Raw genomic sequence first — 12,906 nt, 5'->3', positions numbered from 1 at the left:
TTTAAAATCATGAATCACAAAACGAAAGCTTCCAAGGCACTCCCGGAGCCTTACAGCACGTTCAGCAGTTCCCGGACAAAGGCCGGTTCGTCTTTGGGAGTCCGTGAAGTGATGAAGTTGCCGTCCAGGACGACTTCCTCATCCTTAAATTCCGCGCCGGCGTTCACCATGTCATCCTGAAGCGGCGGGTACGAGGTGATCGTTCTGCCTTTCAGCAGACCGGCGCTGATTAAAATTTGCGGGCCGTGGCAAATCGCGGCGATCGGCTTGCCGGCGCTGTTGATCTCCTTCACGAAGTTCAGCACATCCTTGTTCAGCCGCAGGTTCTCCGGAGAAGAGCCTCCCGGAATGACGACGGCATCATAATCGGCCGCCTTCGCGTCCGCGATAGCTTTATCCGCCGTATACGAGGCTTCACCGTTTTTACCGGTCAGCTTCTCACCCTGCTGGAGGCCGATAATATCCGTGTCATGGCCCGCTTTGTTGACTTCATCATATGGGACTTTCATTTCCGAATCTTCAAATGCGTTCGCTAGTAAAAATGCAACCTTGCTCATGGAATATCGTTCTCCTTTCATGGATAAGTGGTCCACGCCTTGTTATTACCCGAATCGCGCACGTTTATAACATGCTCGCGGATCCAATCGTGAGGAAAGAAAGGAGAAGAGGCGGAATTTCGGATTGCGAGCCAGGCAAGTCAAAATGGGGGGGATGATTTTCGTAATAAACCTGGGGCGGATCATCTCAAATAACTGAAAAAGCTCTTCTTCACAGAAAAGAACCCTCTTTCGCAACAAAAGAGGGTTCTGCTCGGTTCTATTTACTTGAAACAATCATGGGCCGACTACCGGATGGTCTGCTGCCGGCCAATTCCCTTCGTGTACAAGGTCCATAAGGGAAAAGGGATTTCCCGTACAGCCTGCATCGTCTTGGCGGCCTCGTGCAGCGAGGCGACCGGCGCAAGCGGCAGCGACTGCAGCGTCTGGGTCTGAACGGATTGGCGCATATTGGATGAACTCCTTATGTGTATATAAATGGCGGATGCTCATCCCTATTTTGCCCGATATTTACCGTTTCTATGCCCCTTTGCTGTCGATAATCAGCGTGACCGGCCCCCAGTTGGTAAAGGTGACGTCCATCATCGCCCCGAACCGGCCGGTGGCGACCTCAAGCCCTTTGTCTCTGAGCTCGCGGTTGAATTGTTCGTACAGCCCCTCCGCGATATCCGGTTTGGCCGCGGCCATGAAGTTCGGACGTTTGCCTTTGCGGCAGTCGCCGTACAGGGTGAACTGCGACACGGACAGTATGCCCCCGCCAACTTCCATGACGCTGTAGTTCATTTTCCCCTCATCATCTTCAAAAATGCGCAGCCCGGCAACCTTATCAGCCAAATATTTCGCGTCTTTCTCCGTATCCTCATGGGTCACGCCGACGAGCACCATCAGCCCCTGGCCGATCGCCCCCGTGACCTCCCCATCTACCGTAACCTGCGCTTCCTTACAGCGCTGTACAACCACTTTCATGCTGTCTCTCTACGCTCCTTCGCTTGTTCCGCTCCCTTGGACACCTGAGTTGTCAACGTTGCTCCGGTGGGCAGTATGCATTCCCCAGGCCCTTACTGAATATCCTTACTGAATGATCCGGTGTACGGTGTACACATCCTTCACGCGCTTGATCCGTTCCACGACCGACTGCAAATGATCGGTGTTGCGGATCAGGATCGTCATGTGGATGAGCGCCATTTTGTTTTTGTCCGAGCGCCCGGTCACCGCGGAAATGTTCGTTTTGCTCTCCGATACCGCCTGAAGCACCTCGTTCAGGAGCCCATTCCGGTCATGTCCCGTAATTTCGATATCGACGCTGTAATTCGCCTCGATCTCGGTTTCCCACTCGACTTCGATCACGCGTGCGGCTTCTTCACCGTCGCCCGACGCCGGAATGTTCGGACAGTCCGAGCGGTGCACCGATACGCCGCGGCCGCGGGTGACATAACCGACGATGTCGTCGCCGGGCACCGGATTGCAGCAGCGGGCGAACCGCACGAGCAGGTTGTCGATCCCCTTGACCCGGACGCCGTTGGTCGGGCGCGATCTCTTCTCGGCCGGCTTGATTTCCTTCTTCTCGGTCGTGAGCTCCAGCAGGCTGGCTTCCTCCTGCTCCTTGCGGAGCCGTTCCGTCAGGCGGGTACAAATCTGCGCGGCGGTGATGCCGCCAAAGCCGACGCCCGACAGCATGTCTTCGATATCGTTAAACGAAAACTTTTTCGCCACTTCCAGCAGCTTCTCGTCCGTCATCCATTCAGAGATGTCCAGGCCGCGGCCCTTCAGCTCGCGCTCGACCATTTCGCGGCCCTTCTCCACGTTCTCTTCCCGTTTTTCCTTCTTGAACCACTGCTTGATCTTGCTTCGCGCATGCGAGGATTGGGCAATCTTCAGCCAGTCGCCGCTCGGTCCGTAAGAATGCTTGGACGTCAAAATCTCAACGATATCCCCGGTTTTGAGACGGTGATCCAGCGGTACGATCCGCCCGTTCACCTTGGCACCGATAGTCCGGTTTCCGACCTCCGTATGAATCCGGTAAGCAAAATCCAGCGGCACCGAGCCGGAAGGCAGCTCAATGACTTCCCCTTTTGGCGTAAACACAAAAACAAGATCCGAGAAAAAGTCCATTTTGAGCGATTCCACAAATTCCGAAGCGTCCTTGGCTTCATGCTGCAGCTCCAGAATCTCGCGGAAAAAGGTCATTTTATTCTCAAAGTTGCCGCCGACGGCGGTTGTGCCTTCTTTATAAGCCCAGTGGGCAGCGATCCCGTACTCGGCGGTCCGGTGCATTTCCCAGGTCCGGATCTGAACCTCGGTCGGCTCACCGTTAGGCCCGACTACGGTCGTATGCAGCGACTGGTACATGTTGGCCTTCGGCATGGCGATATAGTCCTTGAACCGGCCCGGCATCGGCTTCCACAGGGTATGAATAATTCCCAAGGTGGCATAACAGTCCTTAATGTTATCCACAATAATACGGATCGCGAGCAAATCGTAGATTTCGTTGAACTGCTTGTTTTTGGTCGTCATTTTATTAAAGACGCTGTAGATATGCTTCGGTCGGCCCGACAAATCGCCCTCAATGCCCATTTCCTCCAGCTTTTCGCGGATCCGGACGATGACGTTTTCGACGAACTGCTCACGCTCAGCCTTCTTCTTGTGGATCAGGTTGGCGATGCGGTAATACTGCTGCGGATTGAGGTAACGGAGCGACAAATCCTCCATTTCGCTCTTGATCGCTGAAATACCGAGACGGTCGGCGATCGGACAAAAGATTTCGAGCGTCTCATAAGCGATCCGCCGCTGACTCTCCTCGGACTGGTATTTCAGTGTCCGCATGTTGTGCAGGCGGTCGGCCAGCTTGATGACGATGACACGAATATCCTGCGCCATCGCGATAAACATTTTACGGTAATTCTCGTTCTGCTGTTCTTCCTTGGAACGGAACTGGATTCGCTCCAGCTTGGTCAGTCCATCGACAAGCATGGCACAGGTGGCGCCAAATCGGGTACGGATATCCTCGAGCGATACGGTCGTGTCCTCGACCACGTCATGAAGAAGCGCGGCGACGATGGAGGTCGTATCCATCATCAAGTTCACGACAATATCTGCAACCGCAAGCGGATGCAGGATATAAGGCTCGCCTGATTTGCGCACCTGACCGTGATGGGCCTGTTCCGCAAATTCATAGGCTTCCCTGATGCGGTCCAAATCCGGCTCTTTTATATAGGCTCCAGCCTTTTCAAGTAATCGCTCTATGCCCATTCTAGTCGTTTCCGTTTCCCTTCTATATAAAATAGAACCCGCGTCATAATCCATCTTTGCAGGTTCTGTCATGTAATGATTTTATATAATTATGACGCTTGAACGGCGTTACGTCAACATTTCCTGCCAGGAACAGGAAGCCTGGGAACAACAAACAAGTTTTTTGGCCAAATTGCGCCCCGGGAGTGAAAAAAAAGATTGAAAAATGTCATAATTCCAGATAAATTAGATTGAATGAATTTATTGATATGGACGAAATCACGTATGGGAGTGAACGAATTGCAACGCGAAATTCAAGTCAATGAGAAGCTTCCGTTTGGACCGGGGCTGCTGCTCAGCCTGCAGCACCTCTTCGCCATGTTCGGAAGCACGGTGCTCGTGCCGAACCTGTTCGGCGTCGATCCGGGCATGATCCTGCTGATGAACGGGATCGGCACCCTGCTGTACATCCTGATCTGCCGGGCCAAGATTCCGGCGTATCTGGGCTCCAGCTTTGCTTTCATTTCTCCGGTGCTGGCCGTGCTCGGCAACAATCCGAAGGAAAATTACCCGCTGGCCCTGGGCGCCTTCATCATTACGGGTATCATCTTCGTCATCGTGGGCCTGATCGTCCAGTTCGCGGGAACGGGCTGGATCGACGTCGTGTTCCCGCCGGCCGCCATGGGCGCGATCGTCGCCACGATCGGACTGGAGCTGGTGCCGACTGCGGCAGGCATGGCCGGACTGCTTCCGAAGGCAGACGCGGCTTCCGGCGCGATGACCTATGACATGAACAGCATCATTTTATCCATGACGACGCTCGGCGTAACCGTCATCGGCGCGGTTCTGTTCCGCGGATTTCCGAAGATCATCCACATTCTGATCGGTATCGTCGTCGGATACGTCCTGTCCTTCTTTATGCCAGGCATGGTTAATAAGGACGCGATCGCCAGCGCCCACTTCCTCACGATGCCGACGGTTTCCACGCCAAGCTGGGACTGGGCCGCCATCATGACCATCATCCCGGTATCCCTGGTTGTTATCGTCGAGCACATCGGCCACCTGCTAGTAACAAGCAACATCGTCGGCAAAGACTTGTCGAAGGATCCGGGACTGAACCGCTCGCTGCTGGGCAACGGCATTTCGACCATCCTTTCCGGCTTTGTCGGCTCCACGCCGAACACGACGTACGGGGAAAATATCGGCGTCATGGCGCTGACCAAAGTATATTCGGTCTTCGTCATCGGCGGCGCGGCCGTCATCGCGATCCTGCTGTCCTTCTCGGGCACGGTCTCTTCGGTTATCGAGAACATTCCGACGCCGGTCATGGGCGGTGTATCCCTGCTGCTGTTCGGCGTCATCGCCGCTTCCGGTCTGCGGATCTTCGTCGAGCAAAAGGTCGATTTCTCCAAGCCGACCAACATGATCCTGGCGACGCTGGTTCTGGTCGTCGGCATCAGCGGCGTTCAGCTCAACATTGGCCCCGTTCAATTTAAAGGCATGGCGCTCGCCACGGTCGTGGGCATCGTGCTCAGCCTGTTCTTCAAGCTGATTGAGGTCACCGGGCTGTCCAATGAACCGGGCGGCAAAGAGCAGGAACTGGTGGAGAAAATTCCGGATTGAGTGACAAGGGATCGGAACAACAGTTGAACCGCCAACCACAAATAAAAAGCAGACGTAACGCAAGAAAGCCGGACAAGCATCCGAAAGATGCCGTCCGGCTTTTTCGTATATTTATGGCGTAAATCAGGGCATCTACATTTCCAATGTCCCTTCCGGCCAGTGAAGCTGAACCCCATATCGCTCCAGCATCGCCTGGTAATCGCATAAATGCGCTGCCGAGGCCCTTACTTCACGCGGAGGAATGCCGTGCATCACCGCATAAGCGGCTAATAGTCCCGCGGATTCGCCGATGTTCCATTCCGTCGGATGCAGCCGGTAGCAGCCATTGGCGATCTGCGTCATGCCGATATTTTTGCATGCCGGAAGCAGGTTGGTCATCCGTACCGGAATCAGCGATCCGAGCGGAATTTCATAAGGATAGTTCGGAATAAAGAAAGCCCGCTGGTTCACCGTCGTCGGATGCAGGTCCAAATAATAGCTTCCGACACCGACGCTGTCCTCATACCGCTTGATTCCATTAGCGCCGCGAAGCTCCTGACTGACATCATGCTCGGTGATCGTGTACTGCGCGCGGATCCGCCGCGACTCCCGGATATAAGGGGATTTCGCCAAGCCGTCTTCCGTGCCGAGTACATCGCCTCGCAGCCGGATGCCTGGATACCCGTATCCCCCGTCAAGCCGGGGAGCTTCGGTCTGCAGCCAGTACACAAGCGACAGAGTAAGCCCGCGGGCCGCCTCCAGATGACGCTTGCGCTCCTGCTCCGATACACCGATCACAGGCCCCAGATAATAATCGTTCATCGGCCAGTTAAGCAGCGTCACCTCGCCGTCGCTCAGCGGCACGCGCCACAGGGAGGGGTCCACGATCCGCCGGTAATCCCACAGCGACATGATCCCCTGGTCGTTCGGAAACATCGTAAACCGCCGCAATTTGGACGTATCCTCGGCTTCGTTCGCATACCAGCTTAAGATCGGATACGTGGAAAATGAGGGCTTGTATTCATGCCAAAAGTCATAGTTGTCCGGCTTCGGGATCGTAAAGTTTCCGTCTGGGATGTATTCCACAGCCGCCACATGGGTGATGGACTGCATATCAAGCGGATCGGCCTGCTCCAGCGCGTGCGGTTCGTTCGTTTCGCTGCGCGCCTCAGCTCCGCTCACATATTCCGCACCGGCCAGGGGAAGAAGCTCTCCGGTTTCGGTCGCGTCCAGAAAATACGCGCCTCTCAGCTTATACCTGGTCTGCCCATCTGTCTTCTCCACCGTTACCGACGCCACCTGATCACCTGCCGTCTCGCAGTGAACAGGGCGCGTGTTAAGCAGCACCTGGATCCGGCGAGTGTTGACGTACGGGGCCAGAATATCCTCCAGCACCTGCAGGGCAACCTTCGGCTCATGCGCCACCCTACTGACCCAGGCGTTCCCCGGATTGAGCTCCGGATCGTTTAACGCCTGCTCGTTGAGCGGGTAGTTGCGTTTGTAATAATCCCTGACCCGGTTTCGGAACTCCCGGTAGGATGCCGTGCAGCCAAAGCTTTCGATCCAGCGGTGCTCATCGGGAGGAACCGCCTGCGAGGTCAGCTGCCCTCCGATCCAATCGGTCTCCTCGGTCACGACCACCTTCATCCCGGCTTTGGCCGCCGCCAGGGCGGCTGACGTTCCGCCGAGTCCTCCGCCGATGATAATGACATCAGCCACCAGCTCTTGAATCAACGTTATCCACGCTCCTTTCCTTATTAGCCAGTCATATTCAGTGGACGCCCGTCCTTCTCATGCTCTCAGCGACTGGGCCGCCTTCCGGGCCGCGTTCGAGAAGCGCCGCGTGATCTGCTGCGGTCTGGAAATGGCCCCGCCCACCACGACGGCGTGCGCGCCGAGCTTGAGCGCCTCCTCAACCTGGTAGGGTTCGTGGATCCGGCCTTCGGCAATGAGCGGAATGCTCAGCCGGGCCGCCGCTTCTTCAACCAGCTTCAGGTCGGGACCTTCGAGCTGCGGCGAATAATCCGTATATCCCGACAGCGTCGTCGATACGCAGCTGACGCCGAGGGAAGCGGCATGAACAGCTTCATCCAGCGTCGAAACATCCGCCATGCTGGCAACGCCCGCCTGCTTCATCCGCCGGATCAGATCCTCCAGCCGGGCCCCGCCGGGCCGACTACGTCCCGTCGCGTCAAAAGCAATCATGTCCGCACCAGCCTCAAGCAGCTCCTCCACCTCCTTGAGCGTAGGCGTAATATAAACGTCCGATCCCGCATACTCCCGCTTGATGATCCCGATGACCGGGATCGAAACCGCGGCCTTGATCGCCCGGACGTCGTCCGCCCCGTTGGCCCGGATCGCCGACGCTCCGCCTTCTTCGGCGGCCTTGGCCATGCGGGCCATAATGTGCGCACCGTGCAGCGGCTCATCCGGCAGCGCCTGGCAGGATGCGATCAGGCAGTATCGCAGAGATTGCAGTATTGGCTCCAGTATGTCCACCCTCTCTCATCTTTTTATGTGGCTTATCCAAGCCACTATTATCTATATATCGGCGGCTTTACATGAAAGCGCGCTTGTAATCCAACTTCGAAAGTACGGTTCCAGGGCATGAAGCAATCCGTGATCTCCACCACCCCTTGATCGCTGTTAATGCGCTGATCCAGCATTTCCCCAAGGCGTTCCTTGACCAGCCTGGACACTTCGCCGCGCTGTCCGTCCAGTTCGAACACGCTAAGCCCCAGCTGCTCAACCAGACCAGCGTTCAGCTCCATCCGGACACCCGCGCAATAGCAGACATCCTCGGCATACCGCAGCGCCAGAAAGTCAAGATGCTCCTGCGTCCTGCCATAATGCAGGTACAGCATGGATTGTGAAATGACCGTTCCCAGCGAATTAGAGCTCGTGTTCCATCCGGCATAACCCGCCAGGTTAAACAGCATTCCTTTTTGCCGCAGCAGCTTCACCAGCTTCAAATCGCCACCGTTCGCATAGCCGACGTCCGCGACTGCCGCCGGCTTGCCCTGAACCCGCATCACATAATCCCCGTATTCCACCAGTTCGATAATGTTCCGGTTGATGTCGTAACCAAAGAACGGGTGCTCCTGGGACACGGCTTCGACCATCGTTTCACCTGGCGTATTCACGAGCAGCACCAAGTCCGACTCGCTGCAGCCGGACCCGATTAAGCCGCCCGCCGCCATGATTTGATACTTCAGCGTCTCATAGAAGTAACGGTCCTCGTACAGTGGTGTGACAAAGCTGCCCTGAACCGCAGCAAGGCGCGGATAAATGAGCGGCGTGCTTCCCTTGATTTCGTTGACCATGCGAGCCAGCAGGGTGCATCCGACCTCATCGGCGCCGGGATACATGTACGCCCGCAGCTCCACGTCGAGCTCAGAGATTTGCGCTCTGACCTTCTGCTGATCCTTGGCCGTATAACCGTATGGCGCCGAATCGTCTTGAGGGAAAATCATAAAATCAATGCCGCCGTCTGCAATCACATCCAGCACGCGGCCGATCGCCTCGATGTTCACCGACCTGCGGTCCAGGTAATCCTGCAGCACATCAACGGGCAGCCGGGTATCGATCTCGGCCAGTTCCATGCTTTCTTCCGCCGTGGCCAGCCCCAGCTCCTGCCGGTGGCTGATAAAGCCTTTCCGGAAGATTTCCCGGCCCCAGTCGCCGTAGTAATCCGGCTCCTCATCGGCGATCGAATACTGCGGACAGCGCATGATCAACTGAAAAGCAAAGAGCCGCAAGTTCGGATTCCGTGCCTTCAGCCGTCGCAGCCGGTCCACCCGGTTCGCAAGCTCCCCCGGCTTCAGGTAATGCAGGCGCGACGGGATGATACCGCCGTACAGCAGCGTGTCTATGGCGACGATGGCCCCGTCGGCGTCAGCGGCCTCCTGTTCCAGCCAGGCCCACAACCTTTCGGTATCGCCCGGGCGCTTTTTGAGACCCATCATGTCCATCGGCGGCCGGACCATCTCAAACTCGGTTCCCTGCGCCAGCATATACGGGAATTCATAGTTGCAGGGACGTTCGTCTAGAGGGACGAACACCAGTTTGTGACTCTTCTCCATGTCTGCAAGCTTCCTTTCCTAGCGTAAATTAGCCCATCTTACCCCTTGATCGCGCCCGCCATGCCTTCCATGTAGTAACGCTGGGTAAACAGGAACACGATAATAATCGGCAGCACCGAGATCATCGTTCCCGCCGCGATCCATCCGAAATTGTAGGAGAATTGGCCGTTCAGGAACGTCAGCGCCGCAGCAAGCGGATACTTCTGCGGATCGTCCAGCACAACGATCGGCCACAGGAAGTTGTTCCAGAACGCCATCATTTCCAGCAGCGAAATGACCGCAATCGCCGGTTTTACCAAGGGCAGGATCAGCTGCAGCCAAATCCGGAACTCGGAGGCACCGTCCATTTTTCCCGAATCACGAACGTCCGAAGGAATCCCGAGAAAGGTCTGGCGCATCAAAAAGATGTTGAACACCGACACGGCCGAAGGCAGTACGACCCCCAGAAAGGACCCGGTTAAATGCAGAGACTGAATCGTCAGATAATGCACGATCATCGCTGTCGAAGACGGGATAATCATCGTGGCCACCAGTAAGGTAAACACGAGATCCCTTCCTTTGAAGCGAAAGGTCGCCAGCGGATACGCGGTCAGGCTGGAGAGAACCACGTTCGTCACAACCCCGAGCACCGTGATCACGACCGTATTATAGATATACTTCGGAAAGTTCATGAACTGCCAAACCTTCACGTAATTGTCGAAGTCAATGAACGTCGGCAGGATGGCCGGCGGGTTGGCGAACACGTTTTTCCCTGGCATCAAAGACACGCTGAGCAGCCAGAGAAACGGTCCCATCATAAACAGAGCCAGCGCGACCAGCAAAATATAGACGATCGTCAGCCGAACCCCTGTCTTCACTTGCTTCATCCCACGATTCGCTATCATCAGTATGGATTGACACCGCCTTTCCGGTTAAATCGGAACACGAGCACGCTGAATACGGCGATAATGACGCTGACGATGAGCCCCAGCGCCGACGCGTACCCGAAGTTGAACTGTTCCAGACCTTTTTGGAAAATATAGACGCTCGATGTCAGCGTTGATGTACCCGGTCCGCCTTTGGTCAAAATATAAACCTCGTCAAAGACGCGGATCGCCCCCATCAAAGAGATCAGGGTACAGAATAAAATGTGGGGTCTCAGCAGCGGAATCGTGATGTTCAGAATCAACCGCAGCCTGCTCGCTCCGTCCACCCGTGCCGCTTCGTACAGATCCGAAGGAATGCCCTGGAGTCCGGCCAGGTACAGCATCATGTAATAGCCCAGGCCCTTCCACATCGTAATGAACATAAGCACGAACAGTGCTGTACTGCTGGTGGCGAGCCAGGATACCTGGTCGCTGATAATTCCTACTTTAATCAAAAGAAAATTGACGACCCCGTTGTTGCTCAGGAGCCAGCTCCAGATCAGCGCCACGGCGACCATGGAGGTCACGACCGGAATATAATAAGCGGTTCGGAAGAACTTCACGCCCGGGATTTTCCCGTTGACCAGAATCGCCATCAGGATGGACAAAATCTGGATGATCGGCACGACGATCACGTACAGCAGCGAATTCCACAGCGAAATGATGAAATTGTGGTCTTTAAACGCGTTCACAAAGTTATCGACACCGACATAATGCGTTTCGGAAATAACCGAGTAGTCCGTGAAGGACAGCGGGATACCGTAAATAATAGGCCAAAATACGAATACAGCGACAACCAGAAGTCCCGGGGCCATAAAAGCCCATGCCGTGAATGACTCCGACCGCATCCATTTGTACACTCTGTGATCACCACCTAACTAGAATGTACGGGGGAACCCAGTCCCCCCGCACGCCTTCGGTCAAAGGGTCCCTTACTTCTTAAGCACCCCGTTAACTTCCTGTTCCATTGCATCCACCGTCGCTTTGACATCAGCCCCGTTCAGGAAAATTTTCTGCAGGCCGCGGGCGATGGCGGAGTTGATATCCCCTGCGTTCGGCACGCCGACCATGTAGTCGACCGCCTTATCCAAGCTGTTGGCCGAAGCGATCTTAGCTTCCGCCTCCAGAGACTTGTCGGTTTCCGTAAAGAACGGATCCTTGATCGATTCCTTGGTGGACGGCAGCGTGTTCGCCGCTTTGGAGAATGACGTCTGATTTTCGGCATTCGTTACGAAGACCGCAAACTCGACCGCTTCCTTCTGATGCTTCGACTTGGCCGGAACGACCAGGTTCATGGAGTTGGACAAGCGGACGTCGGCTTTTCCGGTCGGCAGCGGTACGGCAACCGTGTTCTTATACACGTCCGGAGCCGAAGTCTTCAGGAAGTTGATAAAGGTCGGACCGGCCAGCTCAAAGGCCACCTGCTCCCCCGAGTAATATTGGATCTGCTTCGTGAACGGAACGTCTTCTTTCATGATGACGCCGTCGGCGATGTTTTTCTGAATCGTTTCGATCATGCTGGTCATCTCAGGTGTGTTAAAGGCTGCGGCCGTTTTGTCATCATTCAGAATCGGAATACCGTTGACCGGAAGCAGCTTCGAGGCGAACTGCTGCGAATATCCGAGCTTACCGGTTTTCGCCTTCACTTGGCGCGCCCAATCGGCCAGCTCCTCCATCGTTTTCGGCGGATTCGCCGGGTCCAGGCCGGCTTCCTTCACGATTTTCGTGTTCATAAAGAGCACCTCGGTGCCTGTATACCAAGGTAGGGCATAAGCCTTGCCGTCGATAACGGTGGAGTTGAAGATGCCGTCGAAATAAGCTCCCTTCTCTTCATCCGTCAGGAACCCGTTCAAATCGAGCACGGCTCCTTTGGAGCCCATCTGGCTGGCAAATTCGGTGTTCAGGTTCACGACGTCCGGGCTGTTGCCGCTGGCGATGCTGGTCAGCAGCTTGTTGGTCACCGCGTCATAAGGATAGTCTTTCCAATCGATCGTGACGCCTGGATGACTGCTCTGGTAATCGGCAATGAGCTTATTGAAGTAGTCCGTGAATGTAGGCTGCAGCGCAATGGTCCAAAACTCCAGCTTGACCGGATCGCTGCTCTTCGTCTCGGTGGACGGCTGGGGTTCGGAGGATTGCGATGGCGGAGCATCCGCCTTATTCCCTCCCCCACAAGCGCTGAGTACGACCGACAACAGCATGACAGACAGCAAAGTCAGAACAAATCCTCTACTTCTACCTCTTCCCTGTTTCCTCATTAGCAATGGCCTCCCCTTTGATCATAAAAGATGATTCCAAGCATGTGTTTCCTGCTTTAGGCAGATTATAGCAAACCGCATAAAAATAAAAAAGATATTTTTCATATTTATTAAAAAAAGTGGAGTTATTTTCCCAAATAGATTTATCAAGCTCCGTTTCTAATGCAGCCACTTTTCAACAAAAGCTCAATATATGGCAGCGGCAAACTCTGCCGCTCCACAGCGAACCTGCGTTCAAGCCTGATGAGACGAAATCAGCGCTGCTCCTTTATGT

11 protein-coding genes are annotated in these 12,906 nt (G+C 55.2%); 1 reads left to right on the top strand and 10 read right to left on the bottom strand.

Going from position 1 to position 12,906, the window contains the following annotated elements:
* Nucleotides 1-50 precede the first annotated feature (50 nt).
* From K2F33_RS15695 to K2F33_RS15680, 4 genes are all read right to left on the bottom strand, one after another.
* A complete protein-coding gene (locus tag K2F33_RS15695) occupies nucleotides 51-557 on the bottom strand; it encodes a type 1 glutamine amidotransferase domain-containing protein (RefSeq protein ID WP_076176996.1) in 507 nt (168 codons plus the stop codon).
* Between the two features lie 287 nt (nucleotides 558-844).
* Nucleotides 845-1,006 carry a hypothetical protein gene (locus tag K2F33_RS15690; RefSeq protein WP_163879807.1) on the bottom strand — a complete coding sequence of 54 codons (162 nt, stop codon included), beginning with the start codon at nucleotides 1,004-1,006 and terminating at the stop codon, nucleotides 845-847.
* A gap of 70 nt (nucleotides 1,007-1,076) precedes the next feature.
* The gene (gene dtd / locus K2F33_RS15685) at nucleotides 1,077-1,523 is read right to left on the bottom strand and encodes a D-aminoacyl-tRNA deacylase (RefSeq protein WP_145023269.1); all 447 of its coding nucleotides are present in this window, start codon (nucleotides 1,521-1,523) and stop codon (nucleotides 1,077-1,079) included.
* A gap of 105 nt (nucleotides 1,524-1,628) precedes the next feature.
* A complete protein-coding gene (locus K2F33_RS15680; protein ID WP_076176994.1) occupies nucleotides 1,629-3,806 on the bottom strand; it encodes a RelA/SpoT family protein in 2,178 nt (725 codons plus the stop codon).
* 279 nt (nucleotides 3,807-4,085) lie between these two features.
* On the opposite strand from K2F33_RS15680, the gene uraA reads away from it, so the two are divergent.
* Nucleotides 4,086-5,408, top strand: coding sequence for a uracil permease (gene uraA / locus K2F33_RS15675; RefSeq protein WP_263882157.1), 1,323 nt, complete (start codon nucleotides 4,086-4,088; stop codon nucleotides 5,406-5,408).
* A 132-nt stretch (nucleotides 5,409-5,540) separates the two neighbouring features.
* On the opposite strand, the gene K2F33_RS15670 is transcribed toward uraA, so the two are convergent.
* From K2F33_RS15670 to K2F33_RS15645, 6 genes are all read right to left on the bottom strand, one after another.
* A complete protein-coding gene (locus K2F33_RS15670) occupies nucleotides 5,541-7,121 on the bottom strand; it encodes an FAD-dependent oxidoreductase (protein WP_263882155.1) in 1,581 nt (526 codons plus the stop codon).
* Between the two features lie 57 nt (nucleotides 7,122-7,178).
* On the bottom strand, nucleotides 7,179-7,880 hold the full coding sequence (locus K2F33_RS15665) for an N-acetylmannosamine-6-phosphate 2-epimerase (RefSeq protein WP_256993155.1): 702 nt from the start codon (nucleotides 7,878-7,880) through the stop codon (nucleotides 7,179-7,181).
* 44 nt (nucleotides 7,881-7,924) lie between these two features.
* Nucleotides 7,925-9,469, bottom strand: a complete 1,545-nt coding sequence (locus tag K2F33_RS15660) for a DUF4127 family protein (RefSeq protein ID WP_263882154.1) — start codon at nucleotides 9,467-9,469, stop codon at nucleotides 7,925-7,927.
* 38 nt (nucleotides 9,470-9,507) lie between these two features.
* On the bottom strand, nucleotides 9,508-10,266 hold the full coding sequence (locus tag K2F33_RS15655; protein ID WP_374954578.1) for a carbohydrate ABC transporter permease: 759 nt from the start codon (nucleotides 10,264-10,266) through the stop codon (nucleotides 9,508-9,510).
* A gap of 86 nt (nucleotides 10,267-10,352) precedes the next feature.
* Nucleotides 10,353-11,234: a carbohydrate ABC transporter permease gene (locus K2F33_RS15650; RefSeq protein ID WP_089548351.1), complete on the bottom strand. Its 882-nt coding sequence runs from the start codon at nucleotides 11,232-11,234 to the stop codon at nucleotides 10,353-10,355.
* A gap of 72 nt (nucleotides 11,235-11,306) precedes the next feature.
* Nucleotides 11,307-12,632 carry an ABC transporter substrate-binding protein gene (locus K2F33_RS15645; RefSeq protein ID WP_263882153.1) on the bottom strand — a complete coding sequence of 442 codons (1,326 nt, stop codon included), beginning with the start codon at nucleotides 12,630-12,632 and terminating at the stop codon, nucleotides 11,307-11,309.
* Between the last annotated feature and the right edge of the window lie 274 nt (nucleotides 12,633-12,906).

The sequence above is a fragment of the Paenibacillus sp. PSB04 genome (assembly GCF_025809195.1).
Classification (GTDB): Bacteria; Bacillota; Bacilli; order Paenibacillales; family Paenibacillaceae; genus Paenibacillus_AQ; species Paenibacillus_AQ favisporus.
The sequence above is the reverse complement of the archived record's forward strand: the minus strand, read 5'-3'. Positions and strand labels throughout refer to the sequence as shown.

Bases quoted from the DNA above. Each gene is read 5' to 3' on its own strand.
- K2F33_RS15695 (WP_076176996.1), bottom strand. From the start codon at position 557: ATGAGCAAGGTTGCATTTTTACTAGCGAACGCATTTGAAGATTCGGAA.
- dtd (WP_145023269.1), bottom strand. From the start codon at position 1,523: ATGAAAGTGGTTGTACAGCGCTGTAAGGAAGCGCAGGTTACGGTAGAT.
- K2F33_RS15680 (WP_076176994.1), bottom strand. From the start codon at position 3,806: ATGGGCATAGAGCGATTACTTGAAAAGGCTGGAGCCTATATAAAAGAG.
- K2F33_RS15690 (WP_163879807.1), bottom strand. From the start codon at position 1,006: ATGCGCCAATCCGTTCAGACCCAGACGCTGCAGTCGCTGCCGCTTGCG.
- K2F33_RS15660 (WP_263882154.1), bottom strand. From the start codon at position 9,469: ATGGAGAAGAGTCACAAACTGGTGTTCGTCCCTCTAGACGAACGTCCC.
- K2F33_RS15645 (WP_263882153.1), bottom strand. From the start codon at position 12,632: ATGAGGAAACAGGGAAGAGGTAGAAGTAGAGGATTTGTTCTGACTTTG.
- K2F33_RS15655 (WP_374954578.1), bottom strand. From the start codon at position 10,266: ATGATGGGACCGTTTCTCTGGCTGCTCAGCGTGTCTTTGATGCCAGGG.